Here is a 25,649-nt window from a genome sequence, read left to right on the forward strand (position 1 = left end):
AAGGGCCTATCATGCCTGCTGGAGCCTCCTAAATGCGTAAAATCTTAGTACTCGCCGCCTTGTTAACGCTGTCTGGCTGCATGGGCTTGCCCAAACCCGACCCAAGCCAAGCCTGGGTTGACCTGCAGGTGCCGGAAACCAATGCCTTGCACGCACAGCAGGTAGACGCGCAAGCCCAGGATGACCCACGTTACTTCGAAGTGCAGCCAGGTAGTCATGAGCTGACCGTGCGTTATCAGTTCACTGTGGCGCCCGACAACATCGGTCCGCAGGCGCCGCCGCTATCTCGGGACTGCCAACTGAACATCAAATACGCTAATTTCAATGCCGGTGAACGCTATCAACTAGAAGCCGGCAGCCTTGGCTTCACCCCATGGGCCAAACTGTATGATCAGCAACGCCGCTTGGTAGGCCGGGCGCAACCTGCAGGTTGTCAGGGCGCCTAAGGCAAAGGGGCGGGGTATCATCCATGCCTCCAAGGAGGCCGTTCTATGTACCCATATGCCCTGATCGGCGCACTTATGTTACTCACTGGGTGCGCTAACACCCCTCTACCCGCCCACGACCCTGGCAAGGCCTGGATCGAGTTTTTCACTCGAACGGGCAAGCTGGTTATGGCCGAGCGGCTGGATGGCCAGCGCTTGAACGATGGGCGCTACTTTCAGGTGGCCCCTGGGCCCCACGAACTGATGGTGCGCTTCGATTATGAGGTGATTCAGTCCATGTTGCCCCTGGGACAACCATCAGAGCGCGTCTGCTATATCACGCTGCACTACGATGGTTTCCAGGCCGGCCAGCGTTACCGCTTGGAGGCACGCAACATGGCGTTCCAGACCTATGCGTATCTCTATGACCCACAGGGCAAAAAGGTGGCAACAGAAGACAATGTGAACTGTCTGTTCTAGAAATCCCTAAGCGGGATGGGCTGGATCACAGACAGCCGCCCTAGATATCGTTCTTCTGATAAAGAATCCGTTGTGTGCCGTTATCGCAGCTACCTACCACCATACTGGGGTCTTTTGCCTCGGCGGCGGGGACTACTTCCAGGGTATAGGCCACCACGCCCTGGGCCTGGATCTTCGCTTCGATCTCAGCCTTCAACTCGGTGCAGTCCTTGGGCGCTGCCATAGCGCTGGTAGCAGCCAGGGCGAACGCCCCAGCTATCAAGGCCTTGGCAAGGGTGCCCGGTTCGTTACCCTTAGGCCAGTTTGGCATCGAGGGTAATCTCCGCGCCTTTGAGTACCTTGGATACCGGGCAACCTTCCTTAGCCTTGTTAGCCAATTCAAGGAATTGCTCTTCGGTTGCGCCGGGTACGGTAGCAACAAGGGTCAAGTGAACCTTGGTGATTGCAAAGCCGTCTGCTTGCTTATCCAGGGTCACGTCAGCGCTCGTTTTAATCTCATCTGCGGTCAAGCCTGCTTCACCCAGGATCATCGACAACGCCATGGAGAAACAACCCGCATGGGCTGCACCGATCAGTTCTTCAGGGTTGGTGCCAGGGCCGTTTTCGAAACGAGCCTTAAAGCCATACGGGGCACTTTTCAGTACACCGGTTTCAGTCGAGATTTCACCCTGGCCCGTCTTCAGGTCGCCTTTCCACACCGCTGATGCTTTCTTGATGGTCATGCTTAGAATCCTCGCTATTTAGAGCTGTCTCATTTTCAGAGGGGAACGGCCTGGGCAAGTTCAGCGCGGATTTGCGAAAGCGGATCAAAACGTTCACTGTGTTATCAGACAAGAAAAGGCGCGGGGGTGTCTCTTTTTGGAGTCGTTATGAAAGCATTATCCGAGGTTAAATATTCTGCGCTGGACCTGGTACCCGTTCGCAAAGAGACCGGGCCTGCCCAAGCGTTGCGTAATTCACTGGATTTGGCGCAACACGCCGAACGCCTTGGCTACAACCGTTTCTGGGTAGCCGAGCACCACAACATGGACGGTATCGCCAGTTCAGCTACCTCTGTACTACTGGGCTATCTTGCCGGTGGTACCAGCCGCATTCGTATCGGTTCCGGGGGTGTGATGCTGCCCAACCACGCGCCACTGGTGATCGCCGAACAATTTGGCACGCTGGAAAGCCTCTATCCTGGCCGAATCGACCTGGGCCTAGGGCGCGCGCCAGGTTCCGATCAGCTAACGGCTCGGGCATTGCGCCGCGAGCGCAGCGGCAGTGCCGATGACTTTCCACAGGATGTCGAAGAGCTGATGCATTACCTGGGGGAGCGCACGCCTGGCCAACGGGTAGTAGCAGTACCGGGCGTTGGTACCCATGTGCCGGTCTGGCTGCTGGGTTCAAGCTTGTTCAGCGCTCAACTGGCTGGTATGCGCGGCTTGCCCTATGCCTTTGCTTCGCATTTTGCGCCGCGAATGATGCATGAAGCTATCCGGGTCTATCGAGACCATTTCACGCCATCCGCCGTGCTGGATAGGCCCTACGTAATGCTGGGCATCCCTTTGGTGGCGGCGGAGTCGGACGAACGCGCGGATTACCTGGCCACTTCAGTGTATCAGCGCATCCTGAACCTGATCCGTGGCGAGACGCTGATGCTGCAACCTCCAGTCGAGACGATGCAGGGCCTGTGGTTGCCACACGAAAAGGATGCGGTAGGAAGCTTCTTAGGGATGGCAATGATCGGTAGCCCACAAAAAATCCGCGCCAAGCTTGATGTGCTGCTAGAGCAAACCCAGGCAGACGAGCTGATCTTTACCTGTGACCTGTACGAGCATGCAGACCGTGTGAAGTCCTATGAGCTACTCGCCAACGTAATGCGGGGTTAAGACGACCGCCGCCGTTAGCCCTAACCCGGGCATAACGGCGGCTAGCACATTAGCGCTTGTAGACGATCTCTTTAGTACCGCCTTCACAGCTGCCAACTACCTTGCCATCGGCTGCGCTGCCCTTGTCGACGACTTCCAGGGAATAGCCCGAGGCCCCCTTGGCCTGGATCTTCGCGTCGATTTCGCCTTTTAGCTCATCGCACGATTTGCCCGCGGCCAAGGCGCTGCCAGTCAGGCTGAACATCACTGCTGCCAACAATACTTTTTTCATCGTCATGATCCTTCAATCGATTTGAACAAAGCCGGCTGCGCCGGTACCCATCAGCTGTTTTCGATCTTGAAGCCCACCTTCATGGTGACTTGGAAATGTGCCACTTTCCCGTCCTCAATGTGGCCGCGTGTTTCGGTCACTTCAAACCACTGCATGTTCTCAATGGTTTTGGACGCTTCTGCAATCGCATTTTGGATGGCGTTGTCAATGCTGGTGGTGGACGACCCAACAATGTCGACCTTCTTGTAGGTGTGATGATCACTCATATGCGGCTCCTAGGTCAGTAGCATTGCCACCGGCAAGGGCTGATGGCTACGTTTACATCTGTTCGCTCAACACAGGCAAAAGTTCACGACGGCCGCACTTTTACGAAGCGGCGTAGTCGGACCTTTACACCGCAACTACCAAGCAGGAGTGTAAGACATGGCTAATAATTCGCTGCGTAAAGCGTCGCTGCAAAGCATGGAAACAGAAATCGAAAGCCTGCTTCGTTCGCTGGAAGGCCTCAAGGGCGACACCTCGGAAGAGTCCCGCAAAACCTTGAAGGCGCTCAAAGCCAACGCTGAAACCGCGCTCAAGCATTCCCGCAGCCTGTTAGCTGACGTGTATGAAGACGTGAAGGTCAAGACCCGTGAAACCAGCATTGCCACCAAGGAATATGCTCAAGAGCACCCGCTGACCACCGCTGGCATCGCCGTTGGCGCCGCGGGTCTGCTGGCTGCCTACCTGATGTGCAAGCGCTCCAACTGAGCGGCCTGACGCGCCAGTTCCAGCTGTAACCATCCAGCCAGGCGCTCGGCGCGGCGCCCAGCTCGGCGGCGTGGCACCCACAGGGCCAGGCTGGCTGGGGTTTGCGAAAAACCCCAAGGCGCCACCAGCCGCCCGGCCTGCAGGTCATCAGCCACCAAGGCGCGCGGGGCAATGGCCACGCCAAGCCCCGCGACCGCAGCCTCAAGCAAATAGTACAAATGCTCGAAACTCTGGCTGAACACCAGCTCATCGCTTTCAAGCCCTTGGGCGCGCGCCCAATTAGGCCATGCCTGCGGTCGAGACGCGGTTTGTAGCAACGTCTCGTTCATCAACGCATTTGCCGATGCATCCGTTAGCGCGGCGCTCCCCCGGTAATGAGGGCTGAGTACCGGGCCTACATATTCGGGCAACAATGTGTAAACCAGTACATCCGCTGGCCAAGGCGGCTCTGCGAACACCAGTAGGGCGTCAATCCCGGGGCTTTTAGGGTCCAGGTCGCCTTCTCCCGCTGATAGGTGCAAGCGTAAATCCGGCAGGTCTGCGTTCAAGCGCCCGAGCCTGGGAATAAACCAACGCGCCAGCAGGCTACCGGAACACCCCAACACAAAAGGCGCGCTGGCCTCATCCACGGCCAATTCGGCGCACACCTCACGCAGGCCATCGAATGCCTCAGTGCTGGCATCACGCAAACGAAGGCCTGCGTCTGTGAGCTTAAGGCCACGGCCTTCCTTGTTAAACAAGGCGATCCCCAATTCAGCTTCCAAGGCCTTGAGCTGTCGGCTAATGGCGCCATGGGTAACGTTCAGCTGCCGTGCGGCCTGGCTTAGGCTACCCAGGCGGGCAGTGGCTTCGAATGCGCGCAAGGCATTGAGCGAGGGGAGGTCGCGACTCATGATCTGTGAGTTTTCCTTACAGGTTGATGCGATCTTATCGGTTTTCAATCGCTACTGTCGTGGTTAAAGTCTACCCATCTGACATTTGCCTGGAAGCTTGCCATGAACGCTCACACCCTGCGCAACGGCCCCGACGCCAATGGCTTATTTGGCAGTTTCGGCGGCCGCTATGTCGCTGAAACGCTGATGCCGCTGATCCTGGACTTGGCCCGCGAGTACGAGGCGGCCAAGCAGGACCCAGCTTTCCTGGAAGAACTGGCGTACTTCCAGCGTGATTACATTGGCCGCCCCAACCCTTTGTACTTCGCCGAACGGCTTACTGAGTACTGCGGTGGCGCGAAGATTTATTTCAAGCGCGAAGAGCTTAACCATACCGGTGCTCACAAGGTAAACAACTGCATTGGCCAGGTGCTGTTGGCCAAGCGCATGGGTAAAAAGCGGCTGATCGCTGAAACCGGCGCGGGCATGCATGGCGTGGCAACCGCTACCGTGGCGGCCCGCTTCGGGCTGCCGTGCGTGATTTACATGGGCGCTACCGACATTGAGCGCCAGCAGGCCAATGTATTCCGCATGCGGCTACTGGGCGCCGAGATCGTGCCGGTTACTTCAGGCACCGGTACCCTTAAAGACGCCATGAACGAAGCACTGCGCGACTGGGTTACTAACGTGGAAGACACCTTCTACCTGATCGGGACCGTTGCCGGCCCTCACCCCTACCCGGCCATGGTGCGGGATTTCCAGTCCATCATTGGCAAGGAAACCCGTGAGCAACTGCTTGAGAAGGAAGGTCGCCTGCCTGATAGCCTGGTGGCCTGCGTGGGCGGCGGTTCCAACGCCATGGGCCTGTTCCACCCCTTCCTGGACGACAGCAGTGTAAGGATCATCGGCGTGGAAGCTGGCGGCCATGGCGTGACCACCAAGCAGCACGCGGCAAGCCTCAATGGCGGTGTGCCGGGCGTGCTGCACGGCAACCGCACCTACCTGCTGCAAGACCAAGACGGCCAGATCAACGACGCGCATTCGATTTCCGCCGGGCTGGATTACCCTGGCATCGGCCCGGAACATGCCTGGCTGCATGAGATCAAGCGTGTCGAATACGTCAGCATCACCGACGAAGAAGCCTTGGCGGCCTTCCATGTTACGTGCCGTACCGAAGGCATCATTCCTGCTCTGGAAACGGCCCATGCCGTTGCCGAAGCCATCCGCCTGGCCCCTACCTTGCCCAAGGATCACTTGATGGTCATCTGTTTGTCTGGCCGTGGCGACAAGGACATGCACACCGTGATGAGCCATATGGCCGCCCAGCAGGAGAAGCAAGCATGAGCCGCCTTGAACAACGTTTTGATGACCTCAAGGCCGAAGGCCGTGCTGCCCTGGTGACCTTCGTCACCGCTGGCGACCCTGGCTATGACGCTTCGCTGGAAATCCTCAAGGGCCTGCCGGCTGCCGGCGCGGATGTAATCGAGTTGGGCATGCCCTTCACTGACCCCATGGCTGATGGCGTGGCGATTCAGCTAGCGACCCTGCGCGCCTTGAAAGCAGGCCAAACCCTGATGAAAACCCTGGAAATGGTCCGGGCGTTCCGGCAGGGCGACAACACTACGCCTATCGTGTTGATGGGGTACTACAACCCTATTCACCGCTTTGGCGTGGAGGCCTTTGTAGCGCAGGCGCGTGAAGCTGGGGTCGACGGCCTGATCGTGGTGGATTTGCCGCCCGAACACGACGCCGAATTGGCTACGCCAGCTCAGGCCGCCGGGATCGACTTTATCCGCCTGACCACCCCCACCACCGATGACAGCCGTCTGCCAAGGGTGTTGGAGCGTAGCTCTGGCTTTGTTTACTACGTGTCCGTGGCCGGTGTTACCGGTGCAGGGTCCGGCACCAGTGAACAGGTTACGGCTGCAGTGGCGCGCTTGCGCAAGCACACTACATTGCCTGTCAGCGTAGGCTTTGGCATACGCACGCCCGAACAGGCCGCGGCCATCGCGCGCCTGGCTGATGGTGTAGTGGTGGGTTCGGCCCTGGTAGACAAAATCGCCAAGGCGGCCGATGCGCGGCAGGCGGTAAACGACGTATTGGCCCTGTGTGGCGAATTGGCCGAAGGTGTACGCGGCGCACGTAGCGCCTAGATAAAAAATGTTGTGGGTACAGTGTCCCTGTCGATTTTAGCGCTTTGGGGCCAGGGCAATCGGGCAGTCTAGGCCTGGTTGCCATAGGCCAGGAAAGCGAGGCACCAGCAAGCCCATGGCCTGGGCAAAGCAACGGAAGACCGAATTACTGTTGCAGGGCATGCGCCATAGCCCAATGCCTCCGGCGGGGTAGGGCAGGTCCAGCCGGTTGATCGGCCCAATGCAGTCCAGCGCCTGCGCCCAGCGCTCACGCACAACCGCTTCCTTTCCTTCAAATACCCTCACGGCAGGCTGCCCTGGCTTGCATAGGGTCACTGCCAGGGCAGGGGAAAAGTGCCAAGCTCGTAGCCTGTGCCGACGCACGTAACCAATAGGCACCGGGCGCCCAGTGCGGCGGTCCGTGGCCAGGCCATGCAGCTCACCCAGCCATTGCCCTTCAGGCCCCCGTAGCACCCAGAAGTTATGGCTGAACCACCGGGCCAGGCGAAAGGCCCGTGCCTCGATGGCGAAGGGCGCACTTTTGCTTTGACTCATACCGCCTGCTCCGCCATCAACCACTCTACGAAGCGGTCTATCATGCGGCCTCGGCGTTTACGGGGCGGCAATACCAAGTGGTAACCCAAGGCTGAACGTACGCTGGCCGCTACCGGGCGGCACAGCAAGCCTTGCTCTATCAGGTCATCTACCAAGTGCCGCCAGCCGATGGCGACCCCTTGGCCGCCGATAGCGGCCTGGATCAGCAAGGTGTAATTGTCGAAGCGCAGTTGGCCAGGCGCAGGCGCCGAAGGGATGTTCAAGGCTTGAAACAACCCGGCCCAATCGAACCAGCGGTTGCCCGCGCTGCTTCGCAAATGCAGCAAAGGCAGGTTACGCAGGGTGGCCGGGGGCAGCGGTAGTGCATGCCCTTTAAGCAAGCCAGGGCTGCACACTGGAAATACCTCTTCGTTGAACAGCCATTGGCTTTTGCCATGGCCCGGAACACGCCCATCGCCGAACAAAATAGCGATATCGGTATCGCTGCGCAGCATGGCTTGAGTACGCTCGCTAGTCACGATACTCACATCAACCTGGGGATGGGCCTGGTGGAAGCGATGCAGGCGGGGCATCAGCCAGTACGCCGCAAAAGCGAAGTCCGTAGCCACTTGCAGTACCTCATGGTGCCCATGACTGGCCGCTTCCAATAGCCCGCCTTCGATGCAGTGCAAGCCTTCAGCAACCTGTTGGTACAGGCGGTGCCCGGTTTCGGTCAGCGCAATGCCCCGGTACACCCGGTCGAACAGGCGCAGCTTCAATTGCCCTTCCAGCCGTTTGATTTGCTGGCTAATGGCTGGCTGAGTGGTACCCAGCTCCATCGCCGCTGCGGTAAAGCTGCAATGACGGGCTGCCGCTTCGAACGTACGAAGCGTGTCCAGGGAAAGCTCACCAAGCGCTGCAAACATAACCTGTGCTTATCCTAGTCATTAGCTGGAGCGGGATTTACCCAAACAGCCAGCGCTTGCATGCTGAGGCAAAGCAACCTGGCATAAGGCAGGCCTATGGAACGCCCGACCACCGTACAACGCAAGAATATTCTGTTCATCATGGCTGACCAGATGGCCGCGCCCTTAATGCCGTTCTATCAGCCTTCGCCAGTAAAGATGCCGCACCTGTCTCGCCTGGCCGAGGGTGGGGTGGTGTTCGAGTCTGCCTATTGCAACAGTCCACTGTGCGCGCCCTCGCGTTTTACCCTGATGAGTGGGCAGTTACCTAGCAAGATTGGCGCTTATGACAACGCGGCAGACTTCCCTGGGGATATTCCAACCTATGCCCACTATTTGCGCAGGTTGGGTTATCACACGGCGCTGTCGGGGAAAATGCACTTCTGCGGGCCAGACCAACTGCATGGCTTCGAAGAACGCCTGACCAGTGATATCTATCCCGCCGACTATGGCTGGTCAGTGAACTGGGATGAACCTGACACCCGCCCTAGCTGGTACCACAACATGGCCTCGGTACTTCAAGCCGGGCCCTGTGTGCGAACCAATCAACTGGACTTCGATGACGAAGTGGTGTTCAAAGCGCGGCAGTACCTGTACGACCATGTACGCAAAGGCGATGGCCAGCCGTTTTGCCTGACGGTGTCCATGACTCATCCGCACGACCCTTACACCATCCCCGAGGCTTACTGGAACCGCTACGAAGACAGCGATATTCCACTACCCCAATACGTACCGCCTCATGCTGATCAAGATGCTCAATCCACTCGCCTGATGAAGGTGTATGACTTGTGGGACAAACCACTGCCGGAGGAAAAAATCCTTGACGCACGCCGTGCTTATTTCGGGGCTTGCAGTTACATCGACGATCAGGTGGGCAAGTTGCTTGAAGTACTTGAGCAAACAGGCTTGCTGGACGATACGGTAGTCGTGTTCAGCGGTGACCATGGGGACATGCTCGGCGAACGCGGGCTTTGGTACAAAATGCACTGGTTCGAAATGGCCGCGCGGGTACCCTTGCTGGTGTGGGCCCCTGGCCAGTTCACACCCTCTCGCGTAGCGGCCTCGGTTTCTACCGCGGACCTTTTGCCCACCCTGGTAGCGCTCGCCGGTGGCGCTCCGCAAGCAGGGTTGCACTTGGACGGTCGGTCCCTGATGCCCCACCTGCAAGGCCTGGGCGGTCACGATGAGGTATTTGGCGAGTATATGGCCGAAGGCACCATCAGCCCGGTGATGATGATCCGCCGTGGCGATTACAAGCTAATCTACAGCGAAGCCGACCCGTGCTTGTTCTTCGATGTGCGCAACGACCCTGAGGAACGTGAAAACCTGGCTGACTCACCGGGCCATGCCCAGGTGTTCGCTCAGTTCATGGCCGATGCGCGAGCCAAGTGGGATATACCGACCATCCACCGCCAGGTACTGGCCAGCCAGCGCCGCCGACGCGTTGTAGGCCAGGCGCTAGCGTTGGGCAAGCTGAAGAGCTGGGACCACCAGCCGCTGGTGGACGCTAGTCAGCAATACATGCGCAACCATATCGACCTGGACGATCTGGAACGTAAGGCGCGTTTTCCACAACCTGCCAACTAAACCAGAATCAAGGGGAAGACCATGAAAACGCTATCCACAGCATTGCTGATCGTTGGCCTCGGTATTACCAGCCTGGCGGCTCAAGGCGCGGACAGTTGCAGCCCAGTGAAAATGGCGGACCCCGGCTGGAGTGACATCGCCGCTACCAATGCCATGGCGGGGATCGTGCTTGATGCCATGGGCTATAAAACCAAGGTCGATGCCTTGGCCGTACCCATTGCCTACGGCGGCCTGCGCGATGGCCAGATAGACGTGTTCCTGGGTAACTGGATGCCTGCGCAGCAAGGCTTTCACGATCAATTCGTAGCCACTAACAAGGTAACCCGCCTGACCGAAAACCTGCAGGGCACTGAGTTCACCCTCGCGGTGCCTGATTATGTGTACGAGGCTGGCGTGCATGACTTCAAAGACCTTAATGCCTTTGCCGGCAAGTTCGACAAGAAGATCTACGGTATCGGTTCCGGCGCGCCAGCGAACCAGTCGATCCAAGACATCATCAAGAAGAACGACTTCGACCTGGGCCAATGGAAGCTGGTGGAGTCCAGCGAGCAAGCCATGCTTGCCGAAGTGAACCGCGCGGTAAAATCCAAGCGCTTTATCGCATTCCTGGGTTGGACCCCTCACCCCATGAACGTGAAACTCAAGATGCATTACCTCACCGGTGGAGAGGCTTACTTTGGCGCCAGCGGCAGCGTGTACACCCTGACGCGTAACGGCTATGCCCAGGCGTGCCCGGAAGTGGCCAAGCTGTTCACCCAAATGACCTTCACCCAGGACATGGAAAACGCAATCATGGCCAGCGTGGCGGACAAGAAGATCAGTAACGCCGATGCCGCCAAGGCCTGGCTCAAGGCCCACCCCGACGTGCTGCAAAAGTGGCTGGCGGGCGTGAAAACCCTTGATGGCCAGGATGCATTACCGGCGGTTACCGGCAAATTATAGTCGCCGGCTATACCCTATAACCCCTGACGCAACGCGCTCAGCACTGGCGAAGTGTCCACCTCGACTTCTCGCCAGTAACGGAAGGCCGCGGCGGCTTGCTCGACCAGCATGCCAAGGCCGTCGAGCGCCTTGGCAGCGCCTTGCTCGACCGCCCAGGCCCCGAATGGCGTGGGAGCACTGCCATACATCATGTCGTAGCACACCGTGTGGCCAGGGGTGATCAAACCGGCTGGCAGCGCCAGCGCCTCGCCTGCCAGGCTAGCGGCGGTCGCATTGATGATCACATCCATGGGCGCGCTCAAAGCCTCCAATGGCAGGGCGGTAACCGGCCCCAAGGGGGAAAAGATCGCCGCAAGGGCCTGCGCTTTTTCCACGGTACGGTTGGCGATGACCAGGGCCTGTGGCCGCTGTTCCAACAGAGGCTCGATCACACCGCGAGCCGCGCCGCCCGCGCCCAACAGAAGAATGCGGGCACCGGCCAGGTTAACCCCGCAGTTGTGTAGCAAGTCCCTTACCAAGCCTTCACCGTCTGTATTGTCGCCCCGCAGGCCGCCCCCTTCGAGACGGCTAAGCATATTCACCGCGCCCGCGCGGCGTGCCCGTGGGGTCAACTCATCGCACAAACGCCAAGCCTCTTCCTTGAACGGCACCGTGACGTTAGCCCCACGGCCCTGCTCGAAGAACGCTTGGGCCGTGGCGGCAAAGCCGTCCAAAGGGGCAAGCAGGGTGCTGTACGCCATGGCCTGGCCGGTTTGCTCGGCGAACATTCGGTGAATATAAGGGGATTTACTATGGTTAATGGGGTTACCGAATACAACGTACTGGTCCATATCGGCGCCCTTCAAGGTTGGATACCCGCGGGTTGGCCCAGCCCCAGCCAGTCACGGTCCTGCAGGTAGTAGTCGGTCAGGCGGGCTTCCTCGCTGCCTGGCGCAGGTTTCCAGTCATAGCCCCAACGTACGGTAGGCGGCAAGGACATCAGGATCGACTCGGTACGGCCACCGGACTGAAGCCCGAATAAGGTGCCACGGTCATAGACCAGGTTGAACTCGACGTACCGGCCACGGCGATACGCTTGGAATTCCTTTTGCGCTTCGGTCCAGGGGGTTTCTCGGCGCCGCTTTACAATGGGTAACCAGGCCTCGATATAGGCATCACCCACGGCCCGCATAAACGCGAAACTGGTATCGAAATCCCAACTGTTGAGGTCGTCGAAGAACAGCCCGCCAATGCCCCGCGGCTCATTGCGGTGCTTGAGATGGAAATAGCGATCACACCAGGCTTTGTACGCTGGATAAACGTCCTTGCCAAAAGGCGCGCAGGCCTGTTCCGCCACGCGGTGCCAATGCACGCAGTCTTCTTCGTACGCATAGTAAGGGGTCAGGTCGAAGCCACCACCGAACCACCACACCGGCTCCTCGCCTTCCTGTTCGGCAATGAAGAACCTGACATTGGCATGGGAAGTAGGCACATGGGGATTGTGTGGGTGCATCACCAACGACACGCCCAGGGCCTCGAAAGAGCGCCCGGCCAGTTCTGGACGGTGAGCACTGGCTGAAGGGGGCAGCCCAGCGCCATGCACATGAGAGAAATTGACCCCGCCTTTTTCAATCACCGTGCCGTTGTCGATGACTCGAGTACGGCCACCACCACCGGCCGGTCGCGCCCAGGCGTCTTCGACGAACCGTGCGCCCCCGTCTTCTGCTTCCAGCGCGGCACAAATGCGATCTTGCAGGTCGAGCAGGTAGGCCTTCACGGCCTCGGTGCGAGTGTTCATCGGTTACCTCGTGCACGAATACGCCAAGCCGCCGTAACGACGGCCATTGAAAATCGCCGCGTAGCATACCATCGGCATTGTCGGCGGGAGTTGACGCCGGTCTATGGAAGGCGTCCGATAGGTATTCATCACTCACACGAGGATACAAACCAATGGCAAGGCGCATTCAGTTTTCCAGCAACGGTGGCCCGGAAGTGCTCGAACTTGTGACGTTCACGCCCCCAGAGCCCGGCCCTAAGGATGTACGCGTACGCAACCATGCCATTGGCCTGAATTACATCGATACCTACTTTCGCAGCGGTTTGTATCCCGCCCCGGCGCTCCCCTCTGGGCTAGGCACAGAAGCCGCTGGGGTAGTGGAGGCGGTCGGGGCCGAGGTCACGGCTTTACAGGTAGGCGATCGCGTGGCCTATGCAGGCGGGCCTTTGGGTGCCTACAGCGACGTCCACGTACTGCCCGCCGCTGCCGTGGTGAAACTGCCCGAGGCCATCGGCTTCGAGCAGGCCGCGGCCGTGATGCTTAAAGGCTTGACGGTGCAATACCTGCTGCGCCAAACCTATCGGCTGCAAAACGGGGAAACCATCCTGTTTCATGCCGCCGCGGGGGGCGTAGGTTTGTTGGCGTGCCAATGGGCCGCCGCGCTAGGGGCCAAGGTGATCGGTACGGTGGGGTCTGCCGAAAAAGCTGAAAAAGCCAAGGCCGCGGGTGCCTGGGAAGTGATCGACTACAGCCGAGAAGACGTTGCCAAGCGCGTACTGGAACTGACCGACGGGAAAAAATGCCCGGTGGTGTACGACGGTGTAGGCAAGGACACCTGGGAAACCTCTTTGGAGTGCGTGGCACCCCGTGGCCTCTTGGTGAGCTTCGGCAATGCCTCCGGCGCGGTTTCCGGGGTGAACCTGGGGGTGCTGGCCAGCAAGGGCTCGTTGTACGTCACCCGCCCAACCTTGGGTACCTATGCCGTACCTGGCGCCTTGCAAGGCATGGCCGATGAACTGTTCGACATGCTGGCCAGCGGCAAGGTGAAGGTGGACATCAACCAGCGATACACGCTTGAGGAGGCGGCCCAGGCCCACAAGGACCTGGCAGGGCGCAAGACCACAGGGTCTACCATTCTGCTGCCCTAAGGCTGCTCGTAGATAGCGTCTTGGCTCTCACCTCGCAAGTGGAGCCATACATCTCGTAGCAGCAGGCCTTGGCGCCAAACGCGTTGCCCCGACCGTCTCAGCATCGTATTGAATCTGGTCGCGAGCAAGCTGGGCTGCTACGGGAACATATAGGCCACACCGTAGCAGCCTGGCTTGCCAGCGACCGGCCACACTACCGTATTGGAACTGGTCGCGAGCAAGCTCGGCTGCTACAGGCGGTATGACCGAATATAAGCCTTGAATACGCGTCGCGGCGTATCTTCTCAAGGCCGCACTACCTCACCGCTGCGCAAGTCGCGAATCACGCTCGGGCTCTTGCGGCCGCCCAGCGCTCCGCCCAGTACCACGTCCACCTGCCCTCGGAAATATTGTTCTACACGCAATCGACTACGCGCGGGCGGGCGGCTCTGGGGGTTGGCGGACGTTGACACCACCGGGCCGGCCAGGGCGCACAGCTCGCGCACCAACGGATGGTCGCTTACCCGCAAGGCCACGCTGTCGTGCTGGCCGGTAATCCACTCCGGCAACAGGTTCTGATGGGGCACCAGCCAGGTATTGGGGCCCGGCCAGGTGCTGGCCATCTGGTTTAGCCAGGCTTCAGGGAAGTCCTTAAGGAGAAAGTCGAACTGCCGAATAGTGTCGGCAATCAGAATCATGCCCTTATCCACGGAGCGGCCCTTGATCGCCAGCAGTCGATACACGGCTTCTTCATTCCAGGGATCGCACCCCAGCCCCCATACCGCTTCGGTAGGGTATGCGATCACCGCGCCAGCACGGATTTCCCGGGCAGCTTGCTGCACTCGCCAACTGCTCTTCATCATTACACTCCTGCGCGCCTGGGCTCAGGCGAAGTGTAACTAGCCAGGGCGCCCAAACCAACGCCCTGTCTCACAAACCGCGAGGCCTTGAAGCTCCAGCTCAGTAAGTGCCGCCAATACCTTTGGCAGTGGCGTGCCCAGGCTTTGCGCCAACTGCTCCGCGCTTTGGGGGGCGGCTAGCAGGCTGCGCAGTAACGGGTGGCCGTCATGTGCCCCCACCTCGGGTTCCGCTAACGGAGCCGCCCCCTGCCAACCTCGCAAGCCTTCAAGAATATGCTGCACGGTCTCGACCAACTGAGCTCCGTCACGAATCAACTGATGACAGCCCTTCATGCCCGGGTGGTGGATTGATCCCGGGATAGCAAACACTTCGCGGCCCTGCTCGGCGGCCAGGCGGGCGGTGATAAGCGACCCACTGGCAATATTGGCCTCGACCACCAGCACACCCAGCGACAAGCCACTGATGATGCGATTGCGCTGAGGAAAGGTCTCGCGGGTGGGCGGCATGTCCAGCGGGAATTCCGATACCAACGCGCCCCCGTGCTCTACAATCTTGCGCGCCAGGCCAACATGGCGTTGTGGATAAATATTTTCCAAGCCACTGCCTAGCACCGCCACGGTAGCGCCTTGGACCTCCAACGCGGCCCGGTGCGCGGCCCCGTCAATGCCCAAGGCAAGGCCTGAAGTAATCACGAAACCAGCACTGGCCAGGCTGCGTGAAAAGGCCTTGGCGGTATCTAACCCAGGGGCAGACGCACGGCGGCTACCGACCATCGCCAGCTGCGGCCGCTCCAATATCTGAGGACTACCCTTGATGAATAACAAGGGCGGCGCGTTGGGGATTTCCTTGAGCAAGGCAGGGTAGCCGGGATCGTCGAAAGCCAGCAGGTGCTGGCCCGGGGCTTCCAGCCAGCGTAAGGCCGCACTGGCGGCATCACGTACTCGAGCGCTACGCCGGGCTTGCGCTGAAGTGGATGTGAGACCCAATGACTGCCAGGCCGATGTTGGAGCACTAAGGGCAGCACTGGCTGAGCCAAAGGCTTCCATAAGTAAACGAAAATGTATTGGGCCGGTATCGGGCAAACGATGCAGGCGCAAGCGGGCTTCGAGTTCAGCGGGCGAACGAGCGGGCGAAACGGTACATGAAGAAAAAAGGTGCATATGATCATCCTTGATCGGGCCTCCCCAGAGCTGTGCAAGCCCTGTGGATAACTATGTTGGTAACTTTCCTTGCGGTATTACGGGTTACGCACTTTGTCCTGTACCGCCAGTGAGCGCGTGGCGGTCAATACCAGACCATAGCTCAGTTTCTGGTAACTACGGAACACCATCACCAAGCCAGCACGCTCGTCTGGGACCTTCACTTGTTCTTCGGTAATCCGGTCGCGGACAGTTTCGCCTGTTTTATAAATGGCCAGTACGTTGCCTTCCTGCAAACCGTCGCGCTGACCCTTGTCCATGGTGACCACGTCGTACTTGCCAATCTGCGTTACACCTCGGGGGACGTCGATGATTCGGCCTTCGATCGGGACCTGTGGTGGGCTTGGAAAGAACGTGGAATTGACGGGGTGTTCTTCGCTGGTGAACAAACGGTCCCCCACACGAACTTCGGCATTGGAGCGCTGCAGGTTCAGGGTCGCGATATCGCCTTCAGTGGCAACCACCTCGCCGCTGCCGATGTTATCGGCATTGATGCCTAGTACTTCCTGGGTATTGGGGTCGGTATAGACCTTGCCTTGGCGGAAAATCCCATACACCGCGTGGCCAGGTTCGAACTGGCCACGGGCGTAGATACGATCCCCCATGCCGCTGAGCACGCGCTCCTGATTGCCTGCCACGATATAAGGCGCGGCGTCGAAAGCCGACGACTCGTCGACAATCCGGTTGTTGATCAGAAAGGCATTGATGGCGCCCAAAGGAATGCTGGGAATGGCCTCTGCCACTGGCGTGGCACGTACATGGGGGGACAACTTGATGGTGCCCCGGGACTGGCCGCGCTCCAGGAATAGCTGCGGCTGACCGTTGACCATGCCCAGCACCAGCGAATCGCCTGGGTAGATCAGGTCAGGGTTGGCCACCTGAGGGTTGGCGTGCCAGATGTGCGGCCATTGCCACGGCTGGTTAAGGAATTTCCCCGCAATGTCCCAGAGCGTGTCGCCCTTTACCACGGTATACCGCTGCGGATGGCCATCGCGAAGCAAGTCATCGCCATAGGCCAGGCTGGCGCCGGCCAATAGCAGCAGGGCGAGTAATGATTTCCTCATGCCGTGAATCCCTTTATCATGTACGCATCGTCAAACCCCGTTGGCATGGTGAACGCACATGCCACCCTAGGGCTTTCCATGAGCATGGCTGCTCAACAAGCGCTCCGCGCCCTTCCCACTGACTTTACCTTACAGTGCAGCACTAAAGCATATGGCTATTTTAAACATCCTCGAATTTCCGGACCCGCGCCTGCGTACCCATGCCAAGCCGGTCACGGTTGTGGACGACGAGCTGCGCACGCTGATCGACGACATGTTTGAAACCATGTACGAAGCACCGGGCATCGGCCTGGCCGCGACTCAGGTAAACGTCCACAAGCGTGTGGTGGTAATGGACCTGAGCGAAGATCGTAGCGAGCCACGGGTGTTTATCAACCCTGAGTTCGAATCCCTCACGGACGAAATGGACCAATACCAGGAAGGCTGTCTGTCCGTGCCGGGGTTCTACGAAAACGTAGATCGCCCGCAAAAGGTCAAGGTCAAGGCGCTGGATCGGGACGGCAGCCCGTACGAAATCATCGCCGAAGGCTTGTTGGCCGTGTGCATTCAGCACGAATGCGATCACCTCAATGGCAAATTGTTCGTGGATTACCTGTCCACGCTCAAGCGTGATCGAATCAAGAAAAAACTCGAAAAACAGCACCGCCAGGCTGTCGAAAAGAACTAGGCACGCGGCTAGGGCTGTTCTCGTTGACAGGCCCAAGTCACTAGCGCCCAAGGGCTTGCTTCGGCAAGCCCTTTTCATTTAAGCGAGAACCCATGCGCCTTATCTTCGCAGGTACCCCCGAATTCGCCGCCGAGCACTTGCAGGCGCTGTTAGGCAGTGCTCATCAGGTAGTGGCCGTCTATACCCAGCCCGATCGACCAGCCGGCCGTGGTCAAAAGCTGATGCCTAGCCCGGTGAAACAACTCGCGCAGCGCCATGACATTCCGGTTTATCAACCTGGCACCCTGCGCAACGCTGATGCCCAGGCTGAACTGGCAGCCCTGGCACCTGATTTGATGGTCGTGGTGGCCTATGGGTTGATCCTCCCTCAAGCGGTGTTGGATATTCCTCGGCTGGGCTGCATCAACAGCCATGCCTCCTTGCTACCCCGTTGGCGCGGCGCTGCCCCTATCCAGCGGGCCGTGGAGGCGGGCGACCAGGAAAGTGGCGTTACGGTGATGCGCATGGAGGCAGGCCTGGACACCGGGCCGATGCTGCTTAAGGTCAGTACCCCAATCAGCGCGGATGACACCGGCGGCAGCCTGCATGACCGCCTGGCCCGGCTAGGCCCGCCCGCAGTGCTTGAAGCCATCGAGGGCTTGGCCGCTGGCACTCTTGAAGGCCAGGCTCAAAACGACGCTTTGGCCACCTATGCGCACAAGCTGAATAAAGAAGAAGCCCGACTCGATTGGTCTCGGCCCGCCGTTGAGCTAGAACGCCAAATACGCGCCCTTTACCCGTGGCCGGTGTGCCACAGCACGTTGAACCAGGACACCGTGAAGGTACTGGCCGCGCACGTTACGCAAGGCACAGGCGCGCCAGGTGAAATCCGTTCGGCCAGCAAGGAGGGGCTGATCGTGGCCTGTGGCCAGGGCGCCCTGTGCCTCACCCGCCTGCAACTGCCAGGGGGCAAGCCGCTAGCGTTCGCTGACCTTTATAACAGTCGACGTGAAGTCTTCAGCCCCGGCTTGGTATTGGGTCAATGAGCCCGAGGTTGGCGGCCGCACGGGCCTTGGCCTCCGTGCTTAATGGCAAGGCGTCACTCAATGGCGCGCTACCCCAGCAACTGGACCGGGTAGAGGCGCGTGATCGAGGCCTCACCCAAGACCTGGCGTTCGGTACCGCGCGCTGGGAGCCACGGTTGGCCTTGCTGGCCGAACAACTGTTGCAAAAACCCTTCAAGGCCGCGGATGCTGACGTGTACGCCTTGTTGTTGATCGGCCTTTACCAGCTGTTCTACACGCGCATACCCGCCCATGCCGCCATTGCCGAAACCGTTGGGTGTGCCGATGCGCTCAAAAAACCTTGGGCCAAGGGTTTGCTCAACGCGGTATTGCGGCGAGCCCAGCGTGAGGGTGAGAGCCTCCTGGTGAGCCTGGAACGGGACCCCGTAGTACGCACGGCGCATCCGCGCTGGCTGCAAAAGGCGCTCAAGGCCGCATGGCCGAGCCAATGGGAAGCCCTCTGCGCCGCCAACAATGAACACCCACCCATGACCTTGCGGGTCAACCAACGCCACCATACGCGTGATGCCTATCTTGCATTGCTTACAGAAGCCGGCGTAGTCGCAACGCCGTGCCTCTTCAGCCCTGACGGCATTACCTTGGCCAATGCCGCGGACGTAACCGGCTTGCCCGGCTTCGCACAGGGCTGGGTAAGTGTGCAGGATGAAGCCGCGCAACTGGCGGCGGAATTGTTGGAGCTTAAGCCTGGCCAGCGTGTACTAGACGCTTGTTGTGCCCCTGGGGGCAAAACCTGCCATATGCTCGAACATACGCCCGGGTTGGGCTATGTACTGGGTATCGACCTGGAGGCCAAACGCTTGGGGCGCGTAGAGGAAAACCTGGCCCGGCTAGGGCTGAGCGCAGAACTGCGCGCGGCCGATGGTCGAAACACCGCCGCCTGGTGGGACGGCACGCCGTTCCAGCGCATCTTGCTCGACGCCCCATGCTCGGCAACGGGCGTTATCCGCCGTCATCCGGACATCAAGCTGACTCGACAGGCTGATGACATTCCCGCGCTAACGGCCTTGCAAGGGGAGCTTTTGGACGCCATGTGGCGTGCGCTGGAGGTTGGCGGCATTTTGCTTTATGCCACGTGCTCGGTATTGCCTAGGGAAAACAGCGACAACATTGCGGCCTTCCTGGCGCGTACTCCCGGCGCCCGAGAGCTCGACTTGCCCTTGGAGGCCGGCGAACGCCAGGCCCATGGTCGCCAGTTGTTTCCCCAAAACGGCGGGCACGATGGTTTCTACTACGCCAAACTGATGAAAATTGCCGCGGCTGAGCGAACCTGATCCATGAAAATCATCATCCTGGGCGCTGGCCAAGTGGGTGGAACCCTGGCTGAACACCTGGCTGGCGAAGCCAATGACATCACCATCGTGGATACCGACGGCGAGCGGTTGCGCATACTGGGCGACCGCCTAGACATCCGTACCGTTCAGGGTAAAGCCTCCTTCCCCTCGGTACTGCGCCAAGCGGGCGCGGACGATGCCGACATGCTGGTGGCAGTCACCAACAGTGACGAAACCAACATGGTGGCTTGCCAGGTAGCCTTTACCCTGTTTCACACGCCCCGGCGCATTGCCCGGGTGCGAGAGGCCGCCTACCTGAACAATGGTGAGCTGTTCTCCAACGGAGCCATCCCGGTGGACGTACTGATCAGCCCCGAGCAGGTAGTTACCCACTACATCAAGCGGCTGATCGAGCACCCTGGCGCCCTGCAGGTGATCGACTTCGCCGGGGGAAAGGCACAGCTGGTAGCGGTAAGGGCTTATTACGGTGGCCCATTGGTGGGTCAGCAACTGCGCCAAATCCGCCATCACATGCCAAATGTAGAAACCCGCGTGGCGGCGATTTTCCGCCGTGATCGGGCCATCCTGCCCCGTGGTGACACGGTGATCGAGGCCGACGACGAAGTGTTCTTCATCGCCGCAAAGGCCGATATTCGGGCAGTGATGAGCGAATTGCGACGGCTGGATGTCAATAACAAGCGGGTAGTGATCGCTGGTGGTGGGCATATTGGTGAACGCTTGGCCGAGGCCATCGAAAGCCACTACCAAGTGAAGATCATCGAGATGAACCCGGCACGCTGCCGGTACTTGTCCGACACCCTTAACAGTACGGTCGTGCTCCAGGGCAGTGCCTCGGACCGGGACCTGATGGTGGAAGAAAACATTGCCGATGCGGATATTTTCCTGGCCCTGACCAACGATGACGAAGCCAATATCATGTCCTCGCTGCTGGCCAAGCGTCTTGGCGCGCGCCGAGTGATGACGCTGATCAACAATGCGGCCTACGTGGACCTGGTGCAGGGCGGCGAGATCGACATTGCCATCAATCCTCAGTTGGCCACCATTGGCAGCCTGCTCGCCTATGTGCGGCGGGGTGATATCGTCAGCGTACATTCACTACGGCGCGGCGCGGCGGAAGCCATCGAGGCGATCGCCCACGGCGATGCCCGCTCTAGCAAGGTGGTGGGTCGATCACTGGAGGCAATCACCATGCCCCCAGGCACCTCCATCGGCGCCATCATCCGCGGCCAGAATGTGATCATTGCCCGCGCCACCACCGTTATAGAGAGCGGTGACCGGGTCATCCTGTTCGTTGTGGATAAAAAGTACATCCGCGATGTGGAAAAGTTATTCCATGTAGGGCTGAGTTTCTTCTAGGAGAACCCAGCGCTCGACGCGTTGGGAAGGCTTGCTGACGGGGTCTCTCAGGTACTGTAAGCAAACCGATACATAGCTTTGACAAGTTATGTGGGAAGCCTTATACCACTGCTTCATCACCCCAGCACGCAGGGTAGCTTATGGATAACCGCAGCCCTGGTCAGAAGAGGCAGTCGACCACTTTCTCCAACTGCTTCACTCCATCCAAGCCGAACGGCCATGCCCGCACCGCCTCGCGACCGGAGCGATTGCCCTCGTGACCACGTCTTCACCCATTTCCGCCCCTGCTCAGGGGGCCGTACTGTGGCTGACCGGGCTTTCCGGTGCCGGTAAAACCACCCTCGCCGAGGCGGTTGCGGCCCGTCTGAAGGCGGCCGGCTATCCCTGCTACCTACTCGATGGTGACCGACTGCGTACGGGTTTGAACGCGGACCTGGGCTTCAACCCGAAAGACCGCGCTGAAAACGCCCGGCGAACCGCCGAGGTGGCGGCGCTGTTCGCCGACGCTGGCCTGCTGTGTATCGTTTCGCTGATTTCCCCTTACCGTGCTGATCGCGAACGCGCCCGGCGGGCCACGCCCAGGTTTCATGAGATCCACGTGGCGGCGGACCTGACCACCTGTGAGGCGCGGGACCCCAAGGGCCTTTACCGGCGCGCCCGTGCCGGCGAGCTTGCCGGGTTCACCGGGGTCAACGCGCCCTACGAAGCCCCGGCCACGCCCGAGCTACGCCTTGATACTCACCGGGAAAGCCTGGACGCCAGTGTGGAACGGCTGTACCGCTATGCGCTGGGCATTCTACGCTCGGCACGCCCGGAAGAACCGTCGCTGGAAGTGCGCCATGAACGAGCCCTGCACCTCTATCGCCATGGCCAGGCGGCTGAGGCCTTGCAGGCCATGGTCCGGCTGATCGAAGACGCGCCTGATGCACCGCTGCTGCACAGCAATCTCGCGGAAATGCTCCGCCAGCAGGGCCAACCGCGCCAGGCGGTGGCCTATGGAGAACGCGCGGTAGCACTGGCGCCTGCATTGGCCTCGGCGCACAGCAATCTGGGCCTGGCCTGGTTCGATGTGGGAGAACTGGACCAGGCCGAGGCGTGCCATCGCACTGCCCTGCGCTTGCAGCCAACGATGGCGCCTTCCCTTAACAACCTAGCCAGTATCGCCCATGCCCGTGGACAGTTGGAGGCCGCCATTGGCGGCTATCGGCAAGCGCTGCTATGTCGCCCGGACTACGCCGAAGCACTGTCCAACCTAGGCGCCGTGTTGATGCAAGCGGAACGCCTCAATGAGGCGGTCCAGGTATTGGAACAGGCCATCAAGCTAGCGCCGAACAGCGCGGATGCGCTGTGCAATCTGGGTTTGGCCCGCCTGCGCCAAGCGCGCCCGGCGCAGGCGCGTAGTCTGTTGGAGCACGCTTTGCAATTGCGCGCGGGGCACATCAAGGCCACTGTCGGGCTGGCCCGCTGTCTGGCCGAGCTGGACCAGCGTGAGCAAGCCCTGCACCTATTGGAAGCTGGGCTGGCACATAGCCCAAACAGTGTTGAAGGCTGGTGCCAATTAGGCACCCTGGCGGCTGAAGAGGGGGACGCCGAACGCGCCGAGCACGCCCTGCGAAGGGCGTTAGTCTTGCAGCCGGGCTGCACCGAAGCCCTGGTGGGGCTCGCCAGCTTGGCGCTGGAGCGCGGCCATCAACCCGAAGCGATCAACCTGTTGGAACAAGCGCTGGCCCAGGCCCCTGAACACCATGGTGCCCGGTATCACCTGGCGCAGGCACGCAAGGCGCGCCCTGGTGATGACAACCTCATTCGCATGGAGGCGCTATTGGCCGGGGCCATCCAGGCCAGCCCCGGCCGGCGCATCGCCCTATGCTATGGATTAGGCAAGGGTTACGACGAACTAGGCGACTACGCGCGCGCCTTCGCCCACTTCGAACAAGGCGCCCGCCTCAAGCGTGCAACCTTTGACTACAGCAGCGAGGCCGACGAGGCACGTATCGAAGCGATCATCCAGCACTTCGACGCGCCGCGGTTACGTTCACTGGAAGGCAACGGCGACCCTAGCGAGCTGCCGATCTTCGTGCTTGGCATGCCCCGTTCCGGCACCACCCTTACTGAACAGATCCTCGCCAGCCACCCGCAGGTCAGCGGTGCCGGTGAGCTGCATGACCTGATGCGGTTGCTGCAAATGCCCTTGCCCGGGCAGCCAGCCCAACCCTACCCCCTCAACCTGGCACAGGCTACGACCAGCGACCTTGGCACACGAGGGCGAGAGTACGTAGAGCGCCTGCGCCGTCACGGCCCGGACGCAATACGCATTACCGATAAGCTACCGGCCAACTACATGGGCGCCGGTTTGATTCCAGCAATGTTGCCACGCGCGCGAATCGTGCATGTGCGCCGCGACCCTGTAGATACCTGCCTGTCGTGCTTTACTCGGCTGTTCAGCGAGCACCAGGAAGCTACCTATGACCTGGTCGAGCTGGGCTTGCATTACCGTCACTATGCTCGCTTGATGAAGCATTGGCATGACGTGATGCCGGCAGGCCGAATGCTGGAAGTGCGTTACGAAGAGCTAGTCGCCGATCTTCCCGGGCAAACCGCGCGCCTGCTTGAGTTCTGCGGGCTGCCCTGGGATGACGCCTGCCTGGACTTCCATCGCAACACACGCAGCGTTCGCACCGCTAGCGTAACTCAGGTACGTGAGCCTCTTTACACCCGCTCGGTGCAGCGCTGGCGCAATTATGAGGCGTGGCTCGAGCCTTTGCTCACAGCGCTGGGAGACTGCCGCTAAGCGCCGAGCCTCAATACCACCTCGCCTCACCTGGCGGGCGCTTCTTGAAACGCTTCATGCTCCACATGTACTGGCTGGGGTACGCCCGTACATAGTCTTCAACCACCTTGCTCATGGCGGCCGCGGACTCCTCCACGTTTGTGCTGTACATGGCTTCGGGCGCTGCCTTGAGCATTACCTTGAAGCCAGAACCATCGGGCAAGCGTACCGCATGCAGGAACACGCCCACGGCCTTGCCACCGGCCAGCATGTTGGGCACGAATTTGCTGGTCAGCGCCTGGGTACCGAGGAAGGGCACGAACACACCGGCGGATTCCGCCGGTTCAGGGTCCGCCGGGATGCCCACTTGGCCACCTTTGCGCACTTCCTTGATGACGCTAAGAATGCCTTCCTTGGTGGAAGCCGCCACTCTGTTGCCTAGCTGCACGCGTTGCTTTTGCAGCAGCTCGTCCACCGCCTTGAGCTTGGGCGGCCGGTAGAAAATGATCGGTTTGCACTGGTTACAGTAAAAGTGGTTGAGTACTTCCCAATTACCCAGGTGGCTAGTAATGCCTACCACGCCCTTGCCGCTCGCTAGCGCTTGCTGCAGCACCTCCAGCCCTTCGACATCCTGGATCAATGCAAGGGAACGCTCCGCCGGCCAGATCCACGCACAAGCACTTTCGGTGAAAGAGCGGCCAATGTCCTTCAGTGCCGCCCCGGTCAGGCGCTCGCGCTCCGCCGCGGGCATGTCCGGGAAGCATTTGGCGAGGTTGATCCGTACCACCTCGCGGGAACGGTTTGGCACCTTCCACATCAGCCAGCCGATGGCCGCGCCCACCCATTGCACGCCGCCCCATGGCAGGCGCGCGAACGCTTTGAGCACGCCTACCATCACGACGCCCTTGAACTTTTCCACAGGTCACTCCCTAGGTGAGAAGCCGGCCATTCTAACCCAGCTGGCCCTGGCAAGCTCAGGCGGCAGGTGGCGTACTGAGCGCCGCGTAGCGGTCGCAATCGGTAGTGTGGTCCATGACCATGCCGCTGGCCTGCATGTAGGCATAACAAATGGTCGGCCCCACGAAGCTAAAACCTGCCTTCTTTAGGGCCTTGCTCATGGCCTGGGCTTGCGGGGTTTGAGTGGGGATATCCGCATGCCTGGCGAAATGGTTGATCAGGGGGCTACCGCCCACGAAGGCCCAGAGAAACGCCACGGGGTTTTCCAAGCGCAGCCACGCCTGTGCATTCTGACGGGCGGCGTTGAGTTTCATGCGATTGCGGATGATACCGGCATCCTGCATTCGCTCTTCAAGTTCCACATCCGTCATGCGTGCCAGGCGCTGCGGATCAAAGCCAAACAGCACTTCGCGGTAACGCTGGCGCTTTTTCAGAATGGTGATCCACGACAGCCCCGCCTGGAAGCCTTCGAGTACCAATAGCTCAAACAGCCGCTGCGAATCATGCAGAGGAATACCCCATTCGAGGTCGTGGTAGGCCTGGTAAAGTGGGTCGGCGGTACACCAAAGGCAACGTGGCATGGGGCTCCAGGCGTGAGGCAGTGGGAAGGGCAGTGAACGCAGCCACTTTTCGCCATGGCTTAGTGAGCGAGGCGATTCAGGTTATACTCCCGCTCTTTATATTCGCAGCCCAAGATACAGGTGAAT

General features: G+C 60.0%; 28 protein-coding genes. 14 read left to right on the top strand and 14 right to left on the bottom strand.

What is annotated here, in order from left to right; translation table 11 throughout:
* The first annotated feature begins 32 nt into the window (after window positions 1-32).
* Together ACWKV4_RS13960 and ACWKV4_RS13965 are read left to right on the top strand one after the other, a co-directional pair.
* Window positions 33-446 carry a PA0061/PA0062 family lipoprotein gene (locus ACWKV4_RS13960; protein WP_483832679.1) on the top strand — a complete coding sequence of 138 codons (414 nt, stop codon included), beginning with the start codon at window positions 33-35 and terminating at the stop codon, window positions 444-446.
* 45 nt (window positions 447-491) lie between these two features.
* Window positions 492-905, top strand: coding sequence for a PA0061/PA0062 family lipoprotein (locus ACWKV4_RS13965; protein WP_483832680.1), 414 nt, complete (start codon window positions 492-494; stop codon window positions 903-905).
* 40 nt (window positions 906-945) lie between these two features.
* Here ACWKV4_RS13965 and ACWKV4_RS13970 read toward each other — a convergent pair whose 3' ends face one another.
* Complete coding sequence (locus tag ACWKV4_RS13970) at window positions 946-1,128, bottom strand: DUF1161 domain-containing protein (RefSeq protein ID WP_483832801.1); 183 nt, start codon at window positions 1,126-1,128, stop codon at window positions 946-948.
* A gap of 70 nt (window positions 1,129-1,198) precedes the next feature.
* Window positions 1,199-1,627 (bottom strand): OsmC family protein, encoded by a 429-nt coding sequence (locus ACWKV4_RS13975; protein ID WP_483832681.1) that lies wholly within the window; start codon window positions 1,625-1,627, stop codon window positions 1,199-1,201.
* Window positions 1,628-1,774: 147 nt separating this feature from the next.
* Between ACWKV4_RS13975 and ACWKV4_RS13980 the strand changes: the two genes are divergently transcribed.
* On the top strand, window positions 1,775-2,776 hold the full coding sequence (locus ACWKV4_RS13980) for an LLM class flavin-dependent oxidoreductase (RefSeq protein WP_483832682.1): 1,002 nt from the start codon (window positions 1,775-1,777) through the stop codon (window positions 2,774-2,776).
* Window positions 2,777-2,825: 49 nt separating this feature from the next.
* On the opposite strand, the gene ACWKV4_RS13985 is transcribed toward ACWKV4_RS13980, so the two are convergent.
* Both ACWKV4_RS13985 and ACWKV4_RS13990 read right to left on the bottom strand, forming a co-directional pair.
* Complete coding sequence (locus ACWKV4_RS13985; RefSeq protein ID WP_483832683.1) at window positions 2,826-3,047, bottom strand: DUF1161 domain-containing protein; 222 nt, start codon at window positions 3,045-3,047, stop codon at window positions 2,826-2,828.
* Window positions 3,048-3,097: 50 nt separating this feature from the next.
* Window positions 3,098-3,313 (bottom strand): dodecin, encoded by a 216-nt coding sequence (locus ACWKV4_RS13990; protein ID WP_483832684.1) that lies wholly within the window; start codon window positions 3,311-3,313, stop codon window positions 3,098-3,100.
* A gap of 157 nt (window positions 3,314-3,470) precedes the next feature.
* Here ACWKV4_RS13990 and ACWKV4_RS13995 point away from each other — a divergent pair, with 157 nt between their 5' ends.
* Complete coding sequence (locus ACWKV4_RS13995) at window positions 3,471-3,797, top strand: ElaB/YgaM/YqjD family protein (RefSeq protein ID WP_483832685.1); 327 nt, start codon at window positions 3,471-3,473, stop codon at window positions 3,795-3,797.
* On the opposite strand, the gene ACWKV4_RS14000 is transcribed toward ACWKV4_RS13995, so the two are convergent.
* On the bottom strand, window positions 3,770-4,738 hold the full coding sequence (locus ACWKV4_RS14000; RefSeq protein ID WP_483832686.1) for a LysR family transcriptional regulator: 969 nt from the start codon (window positions 4,736-4,738) through the stop codon (window positions 3,770-3,772). The two genes, ACWKV4_RS13995 and ACWKV4_RS14000, sit on opposite strands and share 28 nt — an antisense overlap.
* A gap of 54 nt (window positions 4,739-4,792) precedes the next feature.
* On the opposite strand from ACWKV4_RS14000, the gene trpB reads away from it, so the two are divergent.
* Both trpB and trpA read left to right on the top strand, forming a co-directional pair.
* The gene (gene trpB, locus ACWKV4_RS14005; RefSeq protein WP_483832687.1) at window positions 4,793-6,013 is read left to right on the top strand and encodes a tryptophan synthase subunit beta; all 1,221 of its coding nucleotides are present in this window, start codon (window positions 4,793-4,795) and stop codon (window positions 6,011-6,013) included.
* Window positions 6,010-6,822, top strand: coding sequence for a tryptophan synthase subunit alpha (trpA, locus tag ACWKV4_RS14010; RefSeq protein WP_483832688.1), 813 nt, complete (start codon window positions 6,010-6,012; stop codon window positions 6,820-6,822). The genes trpB and trpA overlap by 4 nt, the downstream gene beginning before the upstream one ends.
* Before the next feature lie 36 nt (window positions 6,823-6,858).
* On the opposite strand, the gene ACWKV4_RS14015 is transcribed toward trpA, so the two are convergent.
* A complete protein-coding gene (locus ACWKV4_RS14015) occupies window positions 6,859-7,356 on the bottom strand; it encodes a hypothetical protein (protein ID WP_483832689.1) in 498 nt (165 codons plus the stop codon).
* Window positions 7,353-8,261, bottom strand: coding sequence for a choline sulfate utilization transcriptional regulator (locus ACWKV4_RS14020; protein WP_483832690.1), 909 nt, complete (start codon window positions 8,259-8,261; stop codon window positions 7,353-7,355). Before ACWKV4_RS14020 ends, ACWKV4_RS14015 begins: the two co-directional genes overlap by 4 nt.
* A 96-nt stretch (window positions 8,262-8,357) precedes the next feature.
* On the opposite strand from ACWKV4_RS14020, the gene betC reads away from it, so the two are divergent.
* Both betC and choX read left to right on the top strand, forming a co-directional pair.
* A complete protein-coding gene (betC, locus tag ACWKV4_RS14025) occupies window positions 8,358-9,887 on the top strand; it encodes a choline-sulfatase (RefSeq protein ID WP_483832691.1) in 1,530 nt (509 codons plus the stop codon).
* A gap of 21 nt (window positions 9,888-9,908) precedes the next feature.
* The gene (choX, locus tag ACWKV4_RS14030) at window positions 9,909-10,829 is read left to right on the top strand and encodes a choline ABC transporter substrate-binding protein (protein ID WP_483832692.1); all 921 of its coding nucleotides are present in this window, start codon (window positions 9,909-9,911) and stop codon (window positions 10,827-10,829) included.
* A 14-nt stretch (window positions 10,830-10,843) separates the two neighbouring features.
* Here choX and aroE read toward each other — a convergent pair whose 3' ends face one another.
* Window positions 10,844-11,659 (bottom strand): shikimate dehydrogenase, encoded by an 816-nt coding sequence (aroE, locus tag ACWKV4_RS14035; protein ID WP_483832693.1) that lies wholly within the window; start codon window positions 11,657-11,659, stop codon window positions 10,844-10,846.
* Between the two features lie 11 nt (window positions 11,660-11,670).
* The gene (gene hemF / locus ACWKV4_RS14040) at window positions 11,671-12,606 is read right to left on the bottom strand and encodes an oxygen-dependent coproporphyrinogen oxidase (RefSeq protein ID WP_483832694.1); all 936 of its coding nucleotides are present in this window, start codon (window positions 12,604-12,606) and stop codon (window positions 11,671-11,673) included.
* 152 nt (window positions 12,607-12,758) lie between these two features.
* Here hemF and ACWKV4_RS14045 point away from each other — a divergent pair, with 152 nt between their 5' ends.
* Entirely contained in the window at window positions 12,759-13,733 is a 975-nt protein-coding gene (locus ACWKV4_RS14045) for an NADPH:quinone reductase (RefSeq protein ID WP_483832695.1), read from the top strand.
* 284 nt (window positions 13,734-14,017) lie between these two features.
* Here ACWKV4_RS14045 and tsaC read toward each other — a convergent pair whose 3' ends face one another.
* From tsaC to ACWKV4_RS14060, 3 genes are all read right to left on the bottom strand, one after another.
* On the bottom strand, window positions 14,018-14,572 hold the full coding sequence (tsaC, locus tag ACWKV4_RS14050) for an L-threonylcarbamoyladenylate synthase type 1 TsaC (protein WP_483832696.1): 555 nt from the start codon (window positions 14,570-14,572) through the stop codon (window positions 14,018-14,020).
* A gap of 39 nt (window positions 14,573-14,611) precedes the next feature.
* Complete coding sequence (gene dprA / locus ACWKV4_RS14055; RefSeq protein ID WP_483832697.1) at window positions 14,612-15,733, bottom strand: DNA-processing protein DprA; 1,122 nt, start codon at window positions 15,731-15,733, stop codon at window positions 14,612-14,614.
* A gap of 77 nt (window positions 15,734-15,810) precedes the next feature.
* Window positions 15,811-16,836 carry a LysM peptidoglycan-binding domain-containing protein gene (locus ACWKV4_RS14060; RefSeq protein ID WP_483832698.1) on the bottom strand — a complete coding sequence of 342 codons (1,026 nt, stop codon included), beginning with the start codon at window positions 16,834-16,836 and terminating at the stop codon, window positions 15,811-15,813.
* A 151-nt stretch (window positions 16,837-16,987) separates the two neighbouring features.
* Between ACWKV4_RS14060 and def the strand changes: the two genes are divergently transcribed.
* The 5 genes from def (at window position 16,988) to cysC (ending at window position 24,006) form a co-directional block, all read left to right on the top strand.
* Window positions 16,988-17,503: a peptide deformylase gene (def, locus tag ACWKV4_RS14065; RefSeq protein WP_483832699.1), complete on the top strand. Its 516-nt coding sequence runs from the start codon at window positions 16,988-16,990 to the stop codon at window positions 17,501-17,503.
* A gap of 92 nt (window positions 17,504-17,595) precedes the next feature.
* Complete coding sequence (gene fmt / locus ACWKV4_RS14070; protein ID WP_483832700.1) at window positions 17,596-18,528, top strand: methionyl-tRNA formyltransferase; 933 nt, start codon at window positions 17,596-17,598, stop codon at window positions 18,526-18,528.
* Window positions 18,525-19,838, top strand: a complete 1,314-nt coding sequence (gene rsmB / locus ACWKV4_RS14075) for a 16S rRNA (cytosine(967)-C(5))-methyltransferase RsmB (RefSeq protein WP_483832701.1) — start codon at window positions 18,525-18,527, stop codon at window positions 19,836-19,838. Before fmt ends, rsmB begins: the two co-directional genes overlap by 4 nt.
* A gap of 3 nt (window positions 19,839-19,841) precedes the next feature.
* Window positions 19,842-21,215 carry a Trk system potassium transporter TrkA gene (gene trkA, locus ACWKV4_RS14080; RefSeq protein WP_483832702.1) on the top strand — a complete coding sequence of 458 codons (1,374 nt, stop codon included), beginning with the start codon at window positions 19,842-19,844 and terminating at the stop codon, window positions 21,213-21,215.
* A 256-nt stretch (window positions 21,216-21,471) separates the two neighbouring features.
* Entirely contained in the window at window positions 21,472-24,006 is a 2,535-nt protein-coding gene (cysC, locus tag ACWKV4_RS14085) for an adenylyl-sulfate kinase (RefSeq protein WP_483832703.1), read from the top strand.
* A 10-nt stretch (window positions 24,007-24,016) separates the two neighbouring features.
* On the opposite strand, the gene ACWKV4_RS14090 is transcribed toward cysC, so the two are convergent.
* Both ACWKV4_RS14090 and ACWKV4_RS14095 read right to left on the bottom strand, forming a co-directional pair.
* Window positions 24,017-24,904: a lysophospholipid acyltransferase gene (locus tag ACWKV4_RS14090; RefSeq protein WP_483832704.1), complete on the bottom strand. Its 888-nt coding sequence runs from the start codon at window positions 24,902-24,904 to the stop codon at window positions 24,017-24,019.
* Window positions 24,905-24,959: 55 nt separating this feature from the next.
* On the bottom strand, window positions 24,960-25,523 hold the full coding sequence (locus ACWKV4_RS14095; protein ID WP_483832705.1) for a DNA-3-methyladenine glycosylase I: 564 nt from the start codon (window positions 25,521-25,523) through the stop codon (window positions 24,960-24,962).
* Between the last annotated feature and the right edge of the window lie 126 nt (window positions 25,524-25,649).

This window comes from Pseudomonas artemisiae, assembly GCF_057128685.1.

Bases quoted from the DNA above. Each gene is read 5' to 3' on its own strand.
- ACWKV4_RS13960 (WP_483832679.1), top strand. From the start codon at position 33: ATGCGTAAAATCTTAGTACTCGCCGCCTTGTTAACGCTGTCTGGCTGC.
- ACWKV4_RS13965 (WP_483832680.1), top strand. From the start codon at position 492: ATGTACCCATATGCCCTGATCGGCGCACTTATGTTACTCACTGGGTGC.
- ACWKV4_RS13970 (WP_483832801.1), bottom strand. From the start codon at position 1,128: ATGGCAGCGCCCAAGGACTGCACCGAGTTGAAGGCTGAGATCGAAGCG.
- ACWKV4_RS13975 (WP_483832681.1), bottom strand. From the start codon at position 1,627: ATGACCATCAAGAAAGCATCAGCGGTGTGGAAAGGCGACCTGAAGACG.
- ACWKV4_RS13980 (WP_483832682.1), top strand. From the start codon at position 1,775: ATGAAAGCATTATCCGAGGTTAAATATTCTGCGCTGGACCTGGTACCC.
- ACWKV4_RS13985 (WP_483832683.1), bottom strand. From the start codon at position 3,047: ATGAAAAAAGTATTGTTGGCAGCAGTGATGTTCAGCCTGACTGGCAGC.
- ACWKV4_RS13990 (WP_483832684.1), bottom strand. From the start codon at position 3,313: ATGAGTGATCATCACACCTACAAGAAGGTCGACATTGTTGGGTCGTCC.
- ACWKV4_RS13995 (WP_483832685.1), top strand. From the start codon at position 3,471: ATGGCTAATAATTCGCTGCGTAAAGCGTCGCTGCAAAGCATGGAAACA.
- trpB (WP_483832687.1), top strand. From the start codon at position 4,793: ATGAACGCTCACACCCTGCGCAACGGCCCCGACGCCAATGGCTTATTT.
- trpA (WP_483832688.1), top strand. From the start codon at position 6,010: ATGAGCCGCCTTGAACAACGTTTTGATGACCTCAAGGCCGAAGGCCGT.
- ACWKV4_RS14015 (WP_483832689.1), bottom strand. From the start codon at position 7,356: ATGAGTCAAAGCAAAAGTGCGCCCTTCGCCATCGAGGCACGGGCCTTT.
- ACWKV4_RS14020 (WP_483832690.1), bottom strand. From the start codon at position 8,261: ATGTTTGCAGCGCTTGGTGAGCTTTCCCTGGACACGCTTCGTACGTTC.
- betC (WP_483832691.1), top strand. From the start codon at position 8,358: ATGGAACGCCCGACCACCGTACAACGCAAGAATATTCTGTTCATCATG.
- choX (WP_483832692.1), top strand. From the start codon at position 9,909: ATGAAAACGCTATCCACAGCATTGCTGATCGTTGGCCTCGGTATTACC.
- aroE (WP_483832693.1), bottom strand. From the start codon at position 11,659: ATGGACCAGTACGTTGTATTCGGTAACCCCATTAACCATAGTAAATCC.
- hemF (WP_483832694.1), bottom strand. From the start codon at position 12,606: ATGAACACTCGCACCGAGGCCGTGAAGGCCTACCTGCTCGACCTGCAA.
- ACWKV4_RS14045 (WP_483832695.1), top strand. From the start codon at position 12,759: ATGGCAAGGCGCATTCAGTTTTCCAGCAACGGTGGCCCGGAAGTGCTC.
- tsaC (WP_483832696.1), bottom strand. From the start codon at position 14,572: ATGAAGAGCAGTTGGCGAGTGCAGCAAGCTGCCCGGGAAATCCGTGCT.
- dprA (WP_483832697.1), bottom strand. From the start codon at position 15,733: ATGCACCTTTTTTCTTCATGTACCGTTTCGCCCGCTCGTTCGCCCGCT.
- ACWKV4_RS14060 (WP_483832698.1), bottom strand. From the start codon at position 16,836: ATGAGGAAATCATTACTCGCCCTGCTGCTATTGGCCGGCGCCAGCCTG.
- def (WP_483832699.1), top strand. From the start codon at position 16,988: ATGGCTATTTTAAACATCCTCGAATTTCCGGACCCGCGCCTGCGTACC.
- fmt (WP_483832700.1), top strand. From the start codon at position 17,596: ATGCGCCTTATCTTCGCAGGTACCCCCGAATTCGCCGCCGAGCACTTG.
- rsmB (WP_483832701.1), top strand. From the start codon at position 18,525: ATGAGCCCGAGGTTGGCGGCCGCACGGGCCTTGGCCTCCGTGCTTAAT.
- trkA (WP_483832702.1), top strand. From the start codon at position 19,842: ATGAAAATCATCATCCTGGGCGCTGGCCAAGTGGGTGGAACCCTGGCT.
- ACWKV4_RS14095 (WP_483832705.1), bottom strand. From the start codon at position 25,523: ATGCCACGTTGCCTTTGGTGTACCGCCGACCCACTTTACCAGGCCTAC.